Here is a 19092-nt window from a genome sequence, read left to right on the forward strand (position 1 = left end):
GATCCCTGATCTTCTATCGATTCAATCTATAATAGGCTTCGATAGCCTGCTCTACCTTATCGAAGACGATAAGTCTGCCATCGACAAGTACAATACCCCTGTCGCAATGTGTATTAATCATGCCCATGCTATGGGACACCATGATGATATCGGAATTCTTGCGCCTGTTCTCGAATGCGATGCGGCAGCGCTCCTGAAATCTCGCATCGCCGACGGCCAGAACCTCGTCCACGAGATAGCATTCGAACTCGATCGCCATCGAAAGCCCGAATGCCAATCGCGCGCTCATGCCCGAGGAGTAGGTGCGCACCGGCGCATCGAGATAGTCGCCCAACTCTGCGAACTCTTCGACGAAGCGGGAGACACGCCTGACATCCTCGCCGTAGGCGCGCGCAACGAAATGAACATTGGCCCGCCCCGTCATGAAGGGATTGAAGCCGCTGCCGAGGCCCAGCGGCCAGGATACTCGAACATTCTTGCTGATCTTGCCCGAATTCGGCAGCATCGTGCCTGCAATCATGCGGATCGTCGTCGATTTTCCAGCACCGTTCACGCCCAGCAAGCCGTAGGAGTAGCCGGATTCGAACTCGCAATGCACCCGGTCGAGGATGATCTTCTTGCCGCTCTGTGTCTTGAAGAATTTCGAGACGTTCTTGAAGCTGATCATGGTGCTTCCCCACTCATATCCGGTGATCCTCGACGGATGCCCAGATAAGAGAAAGCGTCGCCCAGGTAACAACAAGCGCAAGCAATATGATCAGAGGCGTACTGACACGGCGTGGAAATATCGATTCGTCCGGCAGCACCGGCTTGACGAAAACGGCGAGATAGAGCGTCTTGCGCAAAGCTTCGGCAAGCACGGCATCGTAGTTCTTCTGCGCGCTTTCGTAGAGCTTTTCCGCGATCATGCGATCGGTCTCCAGCCTGGAATAGTCCAGCAGGGCCTTTGCAAGGCTCGCATTCTCAGGGCCTGTCAACTCCGATCTCATCTTCTCGATCTGTGCATCGAGGCTGTCCTTGGCGAGATTGAGCTGCTGATAGGTCGGAGAATTCTGGGCATTGGATTGCCGCATGACGAAGAGACGCGTTTCGAATTCCAGTTTCTGGGCCAGCAGGCCCGTCAGAATCGTGCCGCTGTTCTGCGCTTGTGCCTGCGGGCTGAGAAGGCCGGATGCGTTTTGAAACTGGTTGAGAGCGGTCAAAGTATCGCCATAGGCCTTGCCGCTTTTCTGGACGTCGGCCTTCATGCTCTGCACGATGTCGTTGCGTGCCCGTTCGGAAAGCTCGTTGATGAGCTTTTCGCTTTCCTCGATGATGGCGTCCGCGAGCTTGACGGAATCATCGGGCGTGAAAGCCCTGACCTTCAGCGTGATAATGCCGGAGGTAACGTCTATATAGGCGCTGACATGGTCGTTCCAGTATTTCAGAAACTCTTCATCGGATCGCGCCGAGCCGAATCGCGACAGGAAATCCGCATCCTGCCGGGTAAACATGGCCCGATAATCGAGTTTCTTGCCGATCCGGTTGAGGATTTCCGTCGAGTGGATGAAGCTGGTGACGACATAAGCGTCCTGCGAAGCCGAGCGCATGTTCAGAGCGCTGGTGGCTCCACCGGAATCACCAGCATCACCCGTGTCGCCTGCTCCCGATACAGCACGAACGGCAAAACGTGCTTCCGCTACATATTGGTTCGAGGCAATGAAGGCGTAATATACCGAGCTGGCCAGGAAAGGCAGGATGACGAGTAATACGAAGCCGATAAGTCTCAGCGGCGGCTTGCCGCCCGATTGTGTTTCGGGCTCGTTGCCATCATGCACCGGTATATATTCGACGTCGTCGAGATCGGTGCGCGTACGTTGCGCCGGCAGCCTGCGCCGGAACAGCGAAGGCAGGATATGTCGGCTCGTTTTTACCCGCGGAGAGTCCTGAACTATCGTGTCTTCAATGACTGGCTTCGGCATGTCAGCTTGCAATCGTTTCCGGCAGTCCGGGCGCGGTTGGTTTCATCGCCTGACGCACATAGTGGTCGAAAATCAAATCCTCTTCGAGCATGAGCTCGGCAATATGCAATGAACGCAACCTTGTCGCAACGTCTTCAAGGGTGCTGTGTCTGGGTGGCAACGGAAAATCGTCAACCGAAATCCCGATGAGCTCGCTGAGCGCCTGTTGAAAATAGAGACTGTCCGTATCGAAACCGACAATTGCAAAGCGCGAGAGAAGATCGATCGCGGTGGCGACCTCGGCGCGTGTCACGGTCTGTTCCGGTATGGTCGTGGCCAATTGCCGGGTGACCGGAGATACCAAAACGTTTCTGACACTCTGAGGCGCTTTCTTCAGGGCTGCCTTGAGAGAGGCTTCGTTTTCGAGGCTTACCTCGGCAAAATGCTCCGCAGCAGGCGCCAGGATGATCTTGTCGCGGTCGCCGAAGAAGGAAATCTGAGTTTTCGCCATTCGTTTCAGAAGGAATATCCGCAGAGCGAGTTCGTAATAGGGATCGGTAAGCAGGACGATGGCCTTGAATCCCTTGTCGAGGAACTCTTCATAATTGCGCATCAACAGCCGACCGCTAAGATAGATCGACTCGATGGCGTTCAGATGAAAGGCTTGGAGGGTCGTTTCGTGACCGAAGCGCTCGACGGATGAGAGCTCGTATTGAAAGTTGCGGCCGCAATGGTAGTCGAATTTGACCATTGGCAGCAGCTGTGTCTCTAGCCTTACAATCTTTAACGGAATCGTGTTCGATACTTGCGGTCGCCGATAGATCAACAATCCGGACTTCGCATCATGGATCATCAGCGATGTACGTTCCATGAGGTCCGGCATGATCGTCGTATCGAGCCTGAACCCGACACGGCCATCTTCGTGCCGTCCCGAGTCGATGACCGCCTGCTTGAGCTGGTCGCATGGCAGGATCGTCAGATCGCCGCCGGCGTCCGAGATTCTGATCTGTGGTTTGTCGGAAAAGCCATCGGGGATCAGATAGCCCTCGATAATATTGCCATGATCATATTCGAGGTTAAAAAGCACGGAGTTTCTCCGGCGCTTTTACCAGATCGGCGCAGGGTCGAAATTGCTGATGGAGTGACGTCATTGCGCCCTGCATAGCATCACATCTATCAAGATGCCTATCGATATCGCAGATGTTGGGCCTTGGCATTCGAACCTCGTCAGGCCTCGCTGGGCGTTTTTCGTGCCAGCAGCGAGAAGCTGGGGCCGCCTGGGTGGCTCAGATTTTCATCCCGGATGATAACGTCATTGAAGCCGAATGTGCGCAGCAGCATCAATATATCGTCCTTGTGCATCCAAAAGTGCCGGTCCTTCATGCCGCCGCAGAAAGACGCATTGGCATTGGCGTGGTGATAGCTACGCTCGTAGTAGCGCACCGCAACGCCATCTAGCAGTTTCGTCTCCACCTTGCCGCTGAAAGGCAGCCACCGCACGTCGCCCTCCGGCATTGCGTCCTCGAGGACGAAGTGCGTCCAGATGAAAACCGCATTGGACCGCTTTGCCAGCAAGCGAAGAAACTCGCCGGGGTCGGCCATGTGATAGAGAACCCCTGATGCAAGCGCAAAGTCGTAGATTTCTTCGCCTTCCGTCAGCCACGCCTGAATGTCGCCGAGCATGAAAGAGGCGGTGTCGATGTTCAGGATCTGCTTGGTAACCAGACATCTTAGAAAGCAGAGACGGTTTGCCTCGATCGCATCGATACGCGCCGGGCGATGGCAATTCAGCATATGGGTATGCATTCCCTCAAGCGGGCCGACTTCGAGAATGGTCCTGCCTTCTATCGATCCGAATGTGCGCAATGCCCAATCGATGCGGTCGTCCGCGTAAAGAGGCAGGTTACCGGCGTTAAGATCGAATTCGGGCGGAAACGCACAGTTCCATCCTTGAAGCGCATCGATGGCGTTTTGGTGCGCTGGCCTGCCTTGCTCGTACTGATCGAATATCTCCAGGGGACTTTTCGATGCTTTCTTCTGGGAGCGCTTTGAAAAACCAAGCATTAATACATAACCTTCATTTCAATCGGCATCCCGCCGATCCGGAGAAGTTCTCGCGTTGGCGTATCGCGGCCTCCAAACCGCTTTTCGCCTCGCAGCAAGTTGGCGGAATTCATAAGCGCCGGTGGACAATCGAGGATTGCCGAGGCAGATTCGAGGAGCCATTGATGCTATCTCGCTGGAGGCAGAAATTCGGCAAGTACCGATTGTTGTGGTCTGTCATCTCTGCATGGGTTGCGGGTCATGACTCAACTCTTTTACAGGCAATAGCAATCTTATGAAAAGCGGCATAAGTGCGATTCTGCGGAACTTTATGTCGCTGATCGGGCGATTTTTTACTATTGCCGTTACTTAACGGCCTCTTTTTATTTTTCAGAAAATTTTAATTTTAAACCGCAAATAATACTCGTCCAAATTGCTTTAACCGCCTTTGCCCCTTATAAACCCGATCTGATCGGGCACTTCTTGAATCCCGGGTGTGTTCAGATGATCGCACCTGATATTTTTGATTGCATTTCCGGCGTTTGGGCTTGTTGACGCGTGCCCGTTATGCTTTTCAAGGCGTCGATAGATTTGATGCATTCTATGTCGATGTATGCCATCAGGTAATCACGGCAGCTAATTAGTTTGAGGTTTTCAATTGTTTCGTATTGGCGCCGTACTTTGTTGCGTGGTTCTGGCGGGATGTAATTCCGTTTCGAGCGAAGGTCCGCTGGCTGGCGCTATTGTAAAAGATGCCGGTCAATCCAGTGTCGAATTGGGTCGCAGGAATGCCGCAGTTTTCGACATTGTCGACATCGACAGCCGCAGTGCGCGCCTGGTTTCCGACTACGTTTCCTCCACGCTCAATCGCCGGTTTGGCATGGGCGGTGGTGTCGGTCCGGTCGTTATCGGTGTCGGCGACGCATTGAAGGTCACGATTTTCGAAGCTGGCGCCGATGGCCTGTTTTCGACGGCGCAATCGAAGCAGGTATCGCTCGATATCGTCGTGCAGCCGGACGGTACGGCAGCAATCCCTTATGCCGGCTCGGTTCGATTCGCAGGCAAGACGCTTGACCAGGCTCGCAAGGCAATCCTGGCGGCTCTGGCAACCAAGGCCGTTGAGCCGGATGTTATCGTAACAAGCATGGGCACGCCGTCGCGGACCGTCACCGTTTCGGGTGCGGTCGGCCGTCCTTCCATGGTTCCGCTCGATCTGACCAAGGAAAAGATCACCGAAGTCATCGCCAAGGCCGGTGGCCCCTCGACGCAACCTTACGAAACCTATGTTACGCTGGTTCGCGGCAGCAGGACCGGAACGGTTCTGCTGAAGTCGATCATCGAGCATCCTTCGGAAGATATCTATGTCCAGCCGGGCGACCAGATTTTCCTCGTCCGCGATCCAAGAACCTTCACCTTGCTCGGCTCCGTTCGTGGGGACGGCCGCATCGAGTTCGGGGCGAACGATCTAAATCTGCTTGAGGCCGTAGCCCTCGGTCATGGCGCGATCGACGACTCGAGCAATGCCAAGGGCTTCTTCCTGTTCCGCTACGAAGAGCCTGAAATCGCCAAGATTCTGCTCAGCCCCGCTCGTTTCCAGGACCTGTTGCGCAAGGGTATGGTGCCGGATGCCAAGGGGCGCTATCCGATCGTTTATCGGTTCGATATGTCCAATCCTGACAGCCTGATCGTGGGACAGACTTTCCCCGTCAAGAGCCGTGACGTCATCTACGTGTCGCGCCATCCGTCCGTCGACATCAGGAAGTTCTTGAATCTTATCGGTACGCCGCTAGGCATCGCGTCCCAGGGAGCAGCAACAGCGGTGAATCTGGGGCAGTAATCCTGGAAAAATGGAGGGGCAGCGGTTCTGTCTGATCTACCTGCGCCCCTAATCATTGGCGGATGCCGACATCTGTATGATTGTGACGGATCGTGCCTTGTCGGCAACGGAAATTCATCGCGAACTGACTTGTCGAAAACACGACAATCGTCGCAAGCAATAGCTGCGATCTTCGATTTGGATTAAAGAGTGTAAGAGATCGCATATTGCATCGGTTGTTGCGCTGCCGCATATTGGTTGCACACGCAATTTTTTTGTCGATAACAACCACAGATAATAACGTGCGCAGTTGATATTGAATTTGGCCAGTTTGGTGCACTTCTTCGAGTATTGCTGAGAGATCATGACAGTTGAAATTATCGGACGCGCAAGCGTTGCCCCAGGGGCGAGTTCGATTGAAGAACTGCAGCTTGTCCTCAAGGAGGGGCGTTGTACCGTAAGCCGCATACCAGAGGAGCGCTGGGATCTCGCGCGCTTTTGGCATCCGGCTGTTGGCATTCAGGGGAAGACTTACAGTTTTGCAGCCGGCGTCTTCGATAATGTCTACGCCTTCGATTCCGTGGTTTTCGGCCTTTCCCAGCGCGAAGCGATGCAGATGGACCCGCAGCAGCGCATCCTTCTGAATATAGTCTGGCGCGCTTTGGAAGATGCAAACCTGCCGATCGATGGATTTGAGGGGCAGCGCGTCGGCGTCTATGTCGGGGCATCCTCCCTTGAGTACGGCAATCTGACGTTGGAAGACCCTGCTTCGGGTAGCCCGTATTTCATGACGGGCAACACGCTTTCCATCGTGTCCAACCGCATCTCGCACATATTCGGATTGCGCGGACCGAGCATGACGATCGACACGGCCTGTTCGTCGTCGCTGGTTGCACTCGACCAGGCGGTGAAGGCGCTGGAGAGCGGCGAGATCGATACGGCGATCGTCGGCGGCATCAATATCCTGCTCAACCCCATGTCCTTTGTAGGTTTTGCCCAGGCGCGCATGCTGTCGCCGGAAGGACTCTGCCGCGCCTATGATGACAACGGCCGCGGTTACGTCCGCGCAGAAGGTGGTGCGGCGATCGTATTGCGCCGGACGGACGTGGCGTTGCGCGAAAAGGACCGCAGCTATGCCAGGATACATGCCGTAGGCGTCAATTCTTCGGGACGTACCAACGGCATTTCCATGCCGTCCCGCGAGGCGCAGGCCGCCTTGCTTCAGTCGATCTATGAAGGCCGCAATATCGATGTCAATCGCATAGCCTTCATCGAAGGGCATGGAACGGGAACGAAGGTCGGCGACCCCGCCGAAATATGGGCGATCGGTGAAGTCATAGGCCGCAATCGGCGGGCGCCGGTGCCGATCGGTTCGATCAAGACCAATATCGGCCATACCGAACCCGCGTCCGGCCTTTTCGGACTGCTGAAGGCCGTCATTGCGCTTGAGAATAATTTCCTTCCGGCTTCGTTGCATTTCGACCACCCGAACGAGTCCATCGACTTCGAGGGTTTGAACGTTCGGGTCAACACAGCAACGATCGAGCTTCTTCCGGCCAAGCAGGCACGCTTTGCCGGGATCAATTCCTTCGGCTTCGGCGGAACGAACGCTCACGTTGTCATCAGCGATCCCGATCCGATTGCTCCGCCGGAGCCGCCAATCCGGGGCGAGGGGGTCGTTTTTGCCGTCAGCGCCCATACGGCGTCGGCGCTTTCGACGCTACTTGAAGACTACAGGACCCGTCTTGAAACGGCCGAGCCCAAGGAGGCTCGTCAGATCGTCGCTTCCGCTGCCGCCAATCGCGAACCCATGCGCCATCGCTTTGCTGCCCGCGCGAAGGACAGCGCGGCCGTGCTTGCCGCCATCGATGCGCATCTCGCAGGCAAAAATTCGGTCGGCGAGGCGGGCGAAGCTCCGGCGCAAGCTGCCAAGATCGCCTTCGTCTTTTCCGGCAACGGCGCGCAGTGGGCGGGAATGGGTGTCGGCGCTTATCAGGAAAACCGCCATTTCCGGCAATGTTTTCAGTCCTTCAGCGCGCTCTTTGAATACTATCTCGGCGAGAAGCTGACCGATGTTCTGGTCGCTTCCGATCTTGCCGCACGCTTGGCCGATACCAAGATCGCGCAGCCGCTGTTGTTCGCAATCCAGGCTTCTCTTTCGGATTGCCTGTGGTCCATGGGGGTCAAGCCCGATGCGGTCTTCGGCCATTCGGTCGGCGAAATCGCAGCCGCTTATGCCGCCAAGGCGCTGACGGCTGCCGAAGCGGTTGCAATCGTCGCCAAGCGCTCGCTGCATCAGGATCTCCTTGCCGGCGAAGGCAAGATGGCAGCCGTTGTGCTTGGCGAGGATGCCGCGCTGGCCTTTGCGAAATCCAAGGGTCTCGACAGTATATGTATCGCGGCGATCAATGCTCCGAATTCGGTAACGATCTCCGGTCCGGCCGATGAGATAGAGGCCTACAGGGACGCTGCGCGCAAATCCCAGATCGTCGCGCATGTTCTCGATATCGATTATCCGTTCCACCATCCGATCATCGACCGCGCCAAAGAGGCTTTTTTCGCGGATCTGCCCGATCTCGCGCCGGATAGCGGCACGGGGATCTTCATTTCGACGGTGACCGGCGAACTGCGCGACGGGCGCCTGCTGGATACCCAATATTGGTGGCGCAATGTTCGGGATCCCGTGCTCTTCAAGGCTGGTTGTCAGGCCGCGATAGCGATGGGATGCAACCTCTTCATCGAGATTTCGCCGCGCCCGATCCTGTCGAACTATGTGGCGGAGATCGCCAAACAGGCATCGGTTCAGGTCATTGCGATACCGACCTTGCTACGGGAGGCGCCCGTCGCCGACCATGATCCAGTTTCGCAATCATTTGCGCGGGCAGTCGCCAATGGAGCGCCTGCGCTGCGTGCCCGCGGCAGCGCCACCCGCAACGCCTTCGTCAAACTGCCGTCCCTGCCTTTCGAGCCGGTGGAGCTCCGCACCCCTCCAACGACGGACGAGATCGATATCTTCGGTCGGGATCGCAAGAGCCCATATACGCTGCTCGGCTGGCGCGCCGATCTCAATGGTTCGAATTGGAAGAACCATCTCGATGCCCGTCTCTTCCCCGATCTTGCCGAACATGTGGTCGACGGCAAGGCAATCATGCCGGGCAGCGGCTTCGTCGAGATCGCGGTAACTGCGGCGCAACGCTATTACGGGACGGATGAGGTTGAAATCGGCAATCTCGAAATCATCAGGCCGCTCGAATTGTCCCAGGATCGAATGGTCGAACTGTCGACCATCCTGTCGCCTGAGACCGGAGATATCGAGATCCGGTCACGCGAACGCCTAAGCCATGACGAATGGACGGTTCATGTGGTTGGACGTTGCCGCAAGCCGCTGGCGGGCGAGGGGGACAACAAGTCCTTCGAGCGATCGGGCAATGAGCGCAAATCAACGTTGACCTCCGATGTGACTTACGAAACGGCGGAACGTTTCGGATTGCATTATGGCCCGCATTTCCAGCTTCTGTCCAAAGCCGTGGCCTTCGGTCATCATGTGATCGAAGTGGATCTGAAGCCGGCCGCTCCGCCATCTCATCCGTTCGGCAGCTATAATCTCAACCCCATGTCGGTCGACGCGGCGTTTCACGGTCTCGTCGCATTGTTCGATCAGTTCTCCGGCGACGAAACCGGTGCTCCCTATATTCCCGTTCATTTCGGTACCGTGAGAGCTTTCGGCAAGGGAAGACCGATCGTCAAAGCCATTATCGAGATCGAGCGGTTCAGCGCGAATTCGATCAAGGCCCGTTTCACCCTGTTCGATGCAGATGGCACGCCGGTCGTCGTTCTTGACGATAGCCGTTTCCGCCGTACGCAGCTGCGCCGCAGGGCGACGCTCGATTCCGTCGCTTTTCATTATGAGAGCGTGCCTTCGGCTCTTTTCGCCGGTGGAGACAGATCCAGTGCCGGTACACGGCGGATTTCGTCGCATGGTGGCTCCGACGGGAACCATGTGCTCAACAACGCAAGTCTTCTTCTTGATGCCGCGATCTATCGGGCCTGCCATGATATCGCGCTGAAGGTTGCGGACCGCAACGGTACTGTTGCATTCTCCGGGCTTCCCGGCGATCCCGAGTTCAGGTCTTTCCTCGTCAATTGCCTTTACATTCTGGAAGATGCCGGCATCGCGGAGACGGGAGACGGCAGGTGGCATGTTCCCCTGGAGCCGACGCTGCCGCCGGTGGCGGAGCTGCTGCAGGAAATCTATCGCGAGGACGCCGGGCGCGTGGCCGAGAGTGTCCTCGTTGGCGATGCCTATCGCGAGACGCTCGAGCATCTGGCGATGATACGTCCGCATGTGCTGGGGCGTGAGCCTGCGGCCCAAGGCGCAAACATGCCGGGCGGGGCGACGCTGGAGCATGTGCTTGTCCATTCTCCCTTGAGCCAGAGGCGGCTTTCGATGCTAGCGGAGGCATTGGCTTCCTCCGTCGAGGCGAAGGACGGGGCGATCGGGCACGTTCTGGAGGTCGGCTCGGTATCGGTGGCTTTCAGTCGAAAGCTGGCAACGATCGCCGCGGTCGCAGGTGCATGTCTCGTGATCGCCGAGCCGCGCGAGCAAGCCCGCCGAGCATTGGAGATCGCCTTCGAGCGTGATGCGCATGTTATTGTGGTTGATCCGGCCAGGCTGGCGGACCGCCATGTCGCCGACATCGTGGTCGCCTCCGGCGATCAGAGCCAGCATCTGATGCGCCACAATGACGAGATCAAGCGGATGGTCCGGTCGGTCGCCGCCGGCGGCGCGCAGTTGCTGCTCGCCGATCGCGCGCCGAGCGCTTTCAATGATTTTGTCTTCGGCCTGTCCGAAGGCTGGTTTGCCGATAGCCAGTCGCCGGAATTCCCGGTCGGACGGCTTGGCACACCTCAGCAGATTGCCGATCTCCTCGAGACCCTGGGCTTTGCCAAGCCTCTGATCCAGGAGCAGACTTTCCCCGAAGGCGCACTGATCACGGTGTCGGCCGTATCCGAGCGGCAGCCGGAAGAGAATTCTGCCGTGGAAGCCACCGATCCGATCCTGATCTTGTCGGAGCAGGGCGGGAAGGGTCTCGGCAAGCCGGGCAAGCATATAACGGTCATCGATCTCGGCGGATCGTCTCCGGATATTGTCGACGCTCTCGATGCCATTGATCCGACTACTCGCCGCGTCGTTTATCTTGCGGATATGAACCGCGGCGATACAGCGGAACTCTCGTTGTCTCGTCTCTCGGCGTTCACGCAGTTGGCGAGCCTGTTGTCGCAGAACAGCGATGGAGCGCGGCCTCGACTGGTCATCGTGGCGTCGGGCGGCTCTCCTCTGTCGGTTGGCTCTATCGATGATGCCAACGCCGGCCTATGGGCTTTCGGCCGCGTCCTTCAGAACGAGTACGATGCATTTGACGTGCATCTGCTGGATGCCGATACGGCTGGCGGCCGAACGCTCTCGGTGGTCGATACCCTGATGATGGCGGAAACGGACAATAGGGAATGGTTCCTGGATCGCGCGACCGGAAAGATCCGGGAAATCCGGGCTGTGGCTGGTCCCTTCGATGCCATCGAAGCGAGCCGCAGTGATTTCACAGCAGCAACGATCCGCCAGCATGTGAGCGGGCGTCTGGATAGCGTGGCCTGGGAGGAGACGGGTCTTCCCGCGCCCGACGAAGGAGAGGTTGTGATCTCCGTCGAAGCCACCGGCCTCAATTTCCGGGATGTCATGTGGGCTATGGGCCTTCTGCCCGAAGAAGCATTGGAAGACGGCTTTGCCGGTGCCACGATCGGCATGGAATTCGCCGGGCGAATTCTTGCTGTGGGCGATGCGGTCGATGATCTCAAGCCGGGCGATAAGGTGATGGGGATCGGGCCTGCCGCATTCTCAACTCATGTGTGCGTCCATCGCGACGGTGTGACAAAGCTGCCGGAGCGGATGGAAACCGTTGCCGCTGCCACTGTGCCGGTTGCCTTTCTGACCGCCTATTATGCGATGGTCGAGCTTGGGCGCATTCAGCCTGACGAGACCATCCTGATTCATGGAGCTGCCGGTGGTGTCGGTCTGGCTGCGCTCCAGATTGCCAAGCACAGGGGTGCCAAGGTGATCGCCACGGCCGGCACGGTCGAGAAGCGCGGCTTCCTCGAGATGCTCGGCGCCGATCATGTGCTTGATTCCCGCTCGCTGGATTTCGTGTCCGGCGTGCGGCGGCTTACGGGCGGTGAAGGTGTTGATCTCGTTCTCAATTCGCTCTTTTCGGAAGCGATGGAGCGGAGCATCGAGCTGGTCAAGCCCTTCGGCCGCTTCCTGGAGCTTGGCAAGCGTGACTATTACGCCGACCGCAAGATCGGCCTGCGTCCGTTCCGGCGCAATGTCAGCTATTTCGGTATCGACGCCGATCAGCTTCTGGTCAATGTCCCCGATCTGACACGGCGCATCTTCAAGGAGATCGGCCAGCTTTTCGCCGAGGAAAAGCTGACGCCGCTGCCATATCGCGCCTTCGCTTATGACGAGATCGGCAACGCTTTCCGGCTGATGCAGAATGCCGGCCATATCGGCAAGATCGTGGTGCGGCCGCCTGTTGCGGGTGTCGACAACGTCCTGCGAGCGCCTGCGAAATCCCTGCGTTTCGATGCCAGGGGCGTTTTCCTGGTTGCGGGCGGCATTGGCGGCTTCGGCCTATCCGCCGCTGATTGGCTTGTTTCCAAGGGTGCGCGCCGCATGGCGCTGTGCTCGCGTCGAGGCATTGCCGATACAGAAACGAAAAAGGCGATCGCCGATTGGGCCAAGCGGGGTGTCGTGACGACGCTGCATGCCTGCGATATCACCGATGCTGCCGCGGTCGAGACGCTGCTTGCCTCGCTTCGCGCCGAAGGCCCGCTGAAGGGGGTCGTTCATGCCGCCATGGTTCTGGACGACGCGCTGCTTGCCAACCTGACGCCGGAGCGCAATCGTCCCGTTCTCGAGGTCAAGATCCGTGGCGCCGAAAACCTGGATCGTCTGACGCGGGACGACAAGCTGGAGCTTTTCCTGCTGTTCTCCTCGGCAACGACCATGCTCGGCAATCCTGGCCAGGCGAATTATGTGATGGCAAACGGCTATCTGGAGGGCCTGGCGCGTGCGCGCCGCGCTGCCGGCAAGCCCGCGCTCGCCGTCGGTTTCGGCGCCATCGCCGACAAGGGCTTCCTTGCCCGCAACATCGAGGTCAATGATCTCCTCTCCAAGCGCATTGGTAAGGCAGCGCTGAAGGCACGCGACGCTCTGGAGCAGGTCGAGCGTTATATGCTGGCGGACAGAGGTGCGGTCGATGCGGCGGCGATCATGATCGCCGAGATCGATTGGAGCGCCGTTCGCCTGCTGCCGATCTCCGGCCGGTCGCTGTTCGAGCCGCTGATGCGGCATGCGGGCAGCCATCAGGCCCTCAACGAGGGAGATGGCATCGATCTTAAGGAACTGATCAGGGGGAAATCGGAAGGGGAGGCTCAGGCCGCCCTGCATGCGCTCGTCGCTGCGGAGATCGCCGCCATCCTGCGCGTGACGGAAGACACGGTGACGCCCGACAAGGTTCTGAAGGATATCGGGCTCGACAGCCTGATGGCGATGGAGCTCGGCATGAGCTTCCAGCAGAAGACCGGCTTCGATATTCCTCTGAGTGGCGTCGGCGAGGGTACGACCGTGGGCGATGTCGTCAGCCGCTTGCGTGATCGTGTCATGAATCGCAATGGTGATGATGCTAATGGTGACGCGGCAGGTGATGACGGCGTGGTCGAGCGTCTGGCGCGCAGCCATGCCTCAGACCAGGAAAAAAGGGCCGTCCAGTGACCACGTATGATGCTGATGATGGCAATCCGGCGGAGCAGAAGAAAAGCAAGCTGCTCGAGCAGATGCGCCGTGTTGGCGAATCCTCTGGCCGTAACCGGACCGAGCGGCTGAACCGGCAGCCGCAGGCACAACCGCGCCAGGTAACGCGCTTCGAGGATCTGCCCGAATACAAGCGCGTCGCAACGCAGCGCATCGCGGGTGAATTGCTTGGCGTTGCCAATCCCTTCTACCGGTCGCACGATGCTGCCGCGGGCGCGACGACGCGCATCGGCGGGCGCGAGTTCGTCAATTTTGCTTCCTATGACTACTTGGCGACCAATACCGACCCGCATGTCGCCGCACGTGCCAAAGAGGCGATCGATCGTTTCGGAATTTCGGCGTCGGCTAGCCGCCTTGTGGCAGGAGAGCGGCCTGGTCATGTCGAGCTCGAGCGTAGGCTCGCCGCAGTCTATGGCGTCGATGCCGCCGTCTGCTTCGTCAGCGGCTACCTGACCAATGTCACAGCGATCGGCTGCCTGATGGGGCCGCAGGATCTCGTGATCCACGATGAATTCATTCATAACAGTGCGCTTGCCGGCATCAAGCTTTCCGGCGCGGCACGCCGGCTGTTTCAGCATAACGATGTCGAGAATCTCGAAAATATCCTGAAGACGCTCTCATCGGATTTTCGGCGCGTCCTCGTCATCGTCGAAGGCATCTATTCGATGGATGGCGATATTGCCGATCTTCCCGCCCTGCTGGAATTGAGGGCGCGCTACGGTTTTTGGCTGATGGTCGACGAAGCGCATGCGCTTGGCATTCTCGGCAAGACGGGCCGCGGTACGTTCGAGCATTTCGATCTCGATCCGCGTGATGTCGATATCTGGATGGGGACGCTGTCGAAGACGACCTCTAGCTGTGGCGGCTACATTGCCGGCAGCAGCGCACTTGCCGATATTCTGAAGGCGGAAGCCGGCGGTTTCGTCTATAGCGTCGGTCTCTCACCGGTTCTCGCCGCTGCCGCCGTTGCTGGCCTCGATATCCTCAAATCCGAACCGGAGCGAACCCAACGCCTCAGGCGCAATGGCCACCTTTTTCTCGAAGAAGCAAAGGCTGCGGGCCTCGATACCGGCCTCAGCATGGGCCATTCGGTCGTGCCCGTGATCGTCGGCGATTCGCTTCGTGCAGCGCAGCTTTCGAACGACCTGCTCGCCGAAGGCATCAATGTGTTGCCCATCATCCACCCGGCGGTGCCGGAAGGCATGGCGCGGCTCCGCTTCTTCATCACCTGTAATCATACCGAGGAGCAGATTCGGCGAGCGGTCGCGCTCACGGCCGAAAAACTCAAGAGTTTGAAGGACCGCAATTTCGGTCTTGCCTCGCTGGATATCGACAAGATGATGCAGCTGCTGCCCCTGGCTCAGGCTCCAGGCGGCTCATAAGTTCGGGGCGGTCGTTTCATGCACGTTATCGTCACGGGAGGTTCAAGCGGAATTGGTCTGGCGGTAGCGAAGCTTTATGTGGCCAGGGGTGCTCGAGTTTCGCTTCTTGCTCGCGATACGGGGCGTCTCGAAGCGGCGCGCGCGGAAATCGCAGCGCTTCCCGGTGTCGACGGTGCCTTTATCCGGACGGCTTCCGTTGATGTGGCTTCGGCCGAACAGACCACGGAGGCGATAAAGCTTTGCGAAGCGTCCTTCGGTCCCTGTGATATCCTCATAGCTTCCGCGGGTATCGTCGAACCCTGCGCCTTCGATGCGATGCCGACATCGGTCTTCGATGAGCAGATCTCCATCAATGTTCTCGGGACGGCCAATGCGGTTCGGGCTGTTTATAAAGGCATGAAGAGCCGGCGCGGCGGCCGGATCATGATGATCTCCTCGGGAGCGGCCTTGATCGGCATCTTCGGCTACACCGCCTATTGCGCGTCCAAATCTGCGTTGGAGGGTTTTGCCGAGGCTTTGAGTGCCGAGGCTGGTGCTTCGGGCGTAAAGATTTCCATCTGCTTTCCGCCCGATACGATGACGCCGCAATATCGTCGGGAAATCTCTCTCAGACCTCACGAAGCGAAAATGTTGATGGGGTCCGTCAAGCCGTGGAGTGCAGAGGCCGTCGCGGCAAAAATCGTCCACGGACTGGATCGTGGCAAACAAAGAATCCATTTTGGATTTTCGCTGACGGCGCTTGCATTTTTCGGACCACTGATAAAACCGCCGCTGCTATGGTGGTTTTCGCGCAAGACGCGAAAAATATTTGGTAGGGAGGGGGGGCGCGGTCTTGCCGATACCGCCGAGCAAGGCTTTGATAGTGATAAGTAATACGAAACAACTACCGGTGTTGCGCTGTCGGTGAAACACGTGCAAGAGAAGGTAAGTCAGGGAATTGGCGGCCCGTTCCTCGTGGATATGAGAAATGCCGTAGAGGCGGCGGGCATTTGGATGGCGCAATCTTGAAGCTTCATGATTTTCCAGTTCTTTTGACGCTTGCCTGCTTCGCGTTCTCCTGCGTGATCGTCCTGCTGACCGATCCTTTCGCCATGCCGGCTGCCGTCACCGCCGAGAATCGCCCGAAAAGAAGCTGGCGGCGGGTAGCCTGCGACTGGGCGGCGAGGATCCCGGTCATCATATTGATCTATGTCGCCTTCTTTGCCATTTCCTGGCGCCCGCTCTACAGCACGCAGGCTGTCATCAGCTTCTTCGTCATCTTCACGGGCATATCGAGGGCGAAGTTCGAGTTTATCCGTGAGCCGCTGGTTTTTTCGGACATCGCGCTCGTCGTGGATGTCTTCAAATACAAGGAGATCTTCTACGCGACTTCGCTGAACATCGTCTTCTGGATCATCGCCTTCGCTTATGTTTTCGGCCTCAGCGGCCTCTACATGTATCTTGAGCCATCGGTTTTGCCGGCGTCGAACCAATTGCTATGGGTCCTGTTGATGTTGGCGGTCGCCTTCGCGCCATGGCTCGCGCTGTTCAGCAGGGTCGTCAGCGAACCGGTCTGCCGTTTCACACAGAAGTTTCTCGGCAAGGTTGACGTGAAGATCGATACGGTGCGCTTCGGCACCTTCGCCTCCGTCGTCTTTCATTTCGTCATCTGGGTCGGTGTCCGGCGCGAGGCGATCGTCGCGGAATTATCCGGGCGCTTCATGTCGGCGCTGCAGGAGCTTTGGGAGCATGGCGAAGACGAACCGCTCATCGTCGTCTGGCAATCCGAATCCTTCATCGATCTCAGGCATTTCGGCGTCGACAACATCAAGCTTCCCAATCTCGACCGCCTGCGCGAGCAGGCCGCGCAATGGGGCCGCATGACCAGCGTCTTCGAGGGTGGCTATACGCTGCGAACCGAATTTGCTGTCTTGAGCGGGCTGTTGCCTGAAAATGTACATATCGATGCCAGCTACCCCTATCTGCGCGCCAGCCACTATAAGGATGTGGTCTGGCCGGCGCGGCTGAAGAAGGCGGGCTGGAAGACGCAGTTCATCCATCCCTACGACAAGACATTCTTCCTTCGACACAAGGCATTGCCGCAGCTCGGCTTCGACCGGATGATGATGCTGGACGAGTTCGATCACAATCCGGAACGCGATGGCCCCTATGTCAGCGACCTCTCGCTGACGAAGAGTGTGATTCGGACGATCGACGACGATGGCATGGGCAAGAATTTCCTGTTCGTTGCGTCCATGGCGAATCACGGCCCCTGGGAGCCGGGCCGCTGCGGCGACCTTGTCAATCCGGTGGATATCTATGGCGAGCTCCTGATGCGCGCCGATCACGCGCTCGGCAATCTCGCCCATCACCTCGACAGGCTGGATCGCCCGGTCTGGCTGCTCTTCTATGGTGATCATGCACCCTTGCTGAAAGCCTTTGCAGATCCGTTCCCCGATCCGCGCACCGATTACCTCATCGTTCCGCTTGGCCGCGCGCGCGCCCATTCCCAAAAGCCGCAGCCGCCACAGGAAGAGGCACCGTGGAACCTGTTCGGCACATTGCTGCACTATGCCGGCCTTGCCACCGAGGTTCCGGAGTGATGCCCAGCGGGGAGGGCGCCGCCCCCGCGCGCGTATTCCTGTTCCTGCAGGGGCCATCCTCGCCATTGTTTATCGAGATCGCCGGAATCCTGGAAATGGCCGGCAGCCGCTGCATCCGCATCAACCTGAATGCCGGGGACTGGATTTGTTGGCGCTGGCGCGGCGCCTCCAATTACCGCGGCGGTTTTGCCGGATGGCGCGCTCATGTCAGACAGCGAATCGAGGCCGAGAACGTCACCGACCTGATTCTGCACGGCGAGGAGCGCCCCTACCACCAGGTTGCCATCGAGGAGGCGCGGCGTGCCGGCGTTACCGTCAATGTTGTCGAGATGGGATATTTGCGGCCGGACTGGGTGACGCTCGAGCGAGATGGCCTCTCCTCCAATTCGCACTTTCCGGCTGAGCCTGCCCATATATTGAAGGCAGCGTCCAAGCTGCCGGAACCGGATTGGAAACGCCGCTACAGTCAAACTTTTCTGGCGGAAGCGCTTTATGATCTCGCCTACTATCTCCCGATCGTCTTTCTGCAGTTTCTCTATCCCGGCTATCGGCGGCACGGGCTTTACCATCCCTTGATGGAATATGCCGGCTGGCTGAGGAAACTTCCTTCCAGCGGCAGGAGGGCACGAGAGGCAGAGGGTGTGATCGAGGGTCTGATTGCCGGCGGCAAAGGATTCTTCGTCTATCCGCTGCAGCTTCAGACCGATTTTCAGTTGCGAGCACATTCGCCCTTCCATCAACAGCAGGATGCCATCCGGCTGATTGTTCGTTCCTTCGCGGAGAATGCCGCACCCGACGCGCACCTCGTCCTCAAGCTCCATCCGCTCGACCATGGGCTGGTGGATTGGCGCGCCTATGTCGATCGCATCGGCGCCTCATGCGGATTGTCGCCGCGCATTCATCTGATCGATGGCGGCAATCTTGATCGGTTGATTGCTGCCAGCCAAGGTATGGTGACGGTCAACTCGACTGCGGCGCTTTCCGCGCTACAGGCTGAAAAGCCGGTCAAAGCGCTGGGAGCGGCGATCTACGACATCGATGGCCTGAGCGATCAAGGCAGCCTGGATCGATTCTGGCGGGAGCCGTCGCCGCCGTCGCCGGAGCTATGCGGCGCATTCTTTCGCCTGCTGGCCGCAGCGGTGCAGGTACGCGGCAACTTTTGCTCCGGGGAGGGCGCGCGCGCCGCCGCCGCGCAGATCGCGGAGAGATTGTTGTCGCGGACCGTCAATCTGCCTGACGCCTACATCGACCCGCCGCCGAGGCGGCGGCCGATAAAGCTTCCTGTGCCGTAAGGATGATGCAATGTAATGGAAGAAGAATTGGTGCCGCTGCGAGGTCTTCAGGCTGAAATTGACAACGAGGCCACTTACATGTGGACTGAAACGGAACTCAGCGCAGCGATTCGACACTGGGAATGAATGTGGATAACGGTTTGCGGGGAGCAAACGCCATGGATGACAGC

Annotated in this window: 10 protein-coding genes; 6 read left to right on the forward strand and 4 right to left on the reverse strand. The window is 58.3% G+C overall.

All coding sequences use genetic code 11. The features are described 5' to 3' along the window. Nucleotides 1–13: 13 nt before the first annotated feature. From GA0061103_RS11085 to GA0061103_RS11100, 4 genes are all read right to left on the reverse strand, one after another. Complete coding sequence (locus GA0061103_RS11085; RefSeq protein ID WP_092710871.1) at nucleotides 14–667, reverse strand: ABC transporter ATP-binding protein; 654 nt, start codon at nucleotides 665–667, stop codon at nucleotides 14–16. Between the two features lie 13 nt (nucleotides 668–680). Beyond that, nucleotides 681–1961, reverse strand: coding sequence for a KpsE/RkpR family capsule polysaccharide export protein (locus GA0061103_RS11090; protein WP_092710874.1), 1281 nt, complete (start codon nucleotides 1959–1961; stop codon nucleotides 681–683). 1 nt (nucleotide 1962) lies between these two features. Continuing rightward, nucleotides 1963–3027, reverse strand: coding sequence for a hypothetical protein (locus GA0061103_RS11095; protein WP_092710877.1), 1065 nt, complete (start codon nucleotides 3025–3027; stop codon nucleotides 1963–1965). Between the two features lie 140 nt (nucleotides 3028–3167). Further along, nucleotides 3168–4004: a class I SAM-dependent methyltransferase gene (locus GA0061103_RS11100; protein WP_092710880.1), complete on the reverse strand. Its 837-nt coding sequence runs from the start codon at nucleotides 4002–4004 to the stop codon at nucleotides 3168–3170. Between the two features lie 637 nt (nucleotides 4005–4641). Here GA0061103_RS11100 and GA0061103_RS11105 point away from each other — a divergent pair. The 6 genes from GA0061103_RS11105 to GA0061103_RS11130 all read left to right on the forward strand — a co-directional run bounded on the left by GA0061103_RS11105 (nucleotide 4642) and on the right by GA0061103_RS11130 (nucleotide 18922). Further along, the gene (locus tag GA0061103_RS11105; RefSeq protein ID WP_092710883.1) at nucleotides 4642–5820 is read left to right on the forward strand and encodes a polysaccharide biosynthesis/export family protein; all 1179 of its coding nucleotides are present in this window, start codon (nucleotides 4642–4644) and stop codon (nucleotides 5818–5820) included. 343 nt (nucleotides 5821–6163) lie between these two features. Further along, nucleotides 6164–13627, forward strand: coding sequence for a type I polyketide synthase (locus tag GA0061103_RS11110; protein ID WP_092710886.1), 7464 nt, complete (start codon nucleotides 6164–6166; stop codon nucleotides 13625–13627). Between the two features lie 62 nt (nucleotides 13628–13689). Next, the gene (locus tag GA0061103_RS11115; RefSeq protein ID WP_245304741.1) at nucleotides 13690–15048 is read left to right on the forward strand and encodes an aminotransferase class I/II-fold pyridoxal phosphate-dependent enzyme; all 1359 of its coding nucleotides are present in this window, start codon (nucleotides 13690–13692) and stop codon (nucleotides 15046–15048) included. Between the two features lie 18 nt (nucleotides 15049–15066). After that, entirely contained in the window at nucleotides 15067–15921 is an 855-nt protein-coding gene (locus GA0061103_RS11120; protein WP_092710892.1) for an SDR family oxidoreductase, read from the forward strand. Nucleotides 15922–16052: 131 nt separating this feature from the next. Then, nucleotides 16053–17630, forward strand: coding sequence for an LTA synthase family protein (locus GA0061103_RS11125; RefSeq protein ID WP_092711258.1), 1578 nt, complete (start codon nucleotides 16053–16055; stop codon nucleotides 17628–17630). Further along, nucleotides 17630–18922, forward strand: coding sequence for a capsule biosynthesis protein (locus tag GA0061103_RS11130; RefSeq protein WP_092710895.1), 1293 nt, complete (start codon nucleotides 17630–17632; stop codon nucleotides 18920–18922). The genes GA0061103_RS11125 and GA0061103_RS11130 overlap by 1 nt, the downstream gene beginning before the upstream one ends. Nucleotides 18923–19092 lie beyond the last annotated feature (170 nt).

Origin of the sequence: Martinezella multihospitum (assembly GCF_900094585.1) — a bacterium.
In the GTDB taxonomy this organism is placed as follows: domain Bacteria; phylum Pseudomonadota; class Alphaproteobacteria; order Rhizobiales; family Rhizobiaceae; genus Rhizobium; species Rhizobium multihospitium.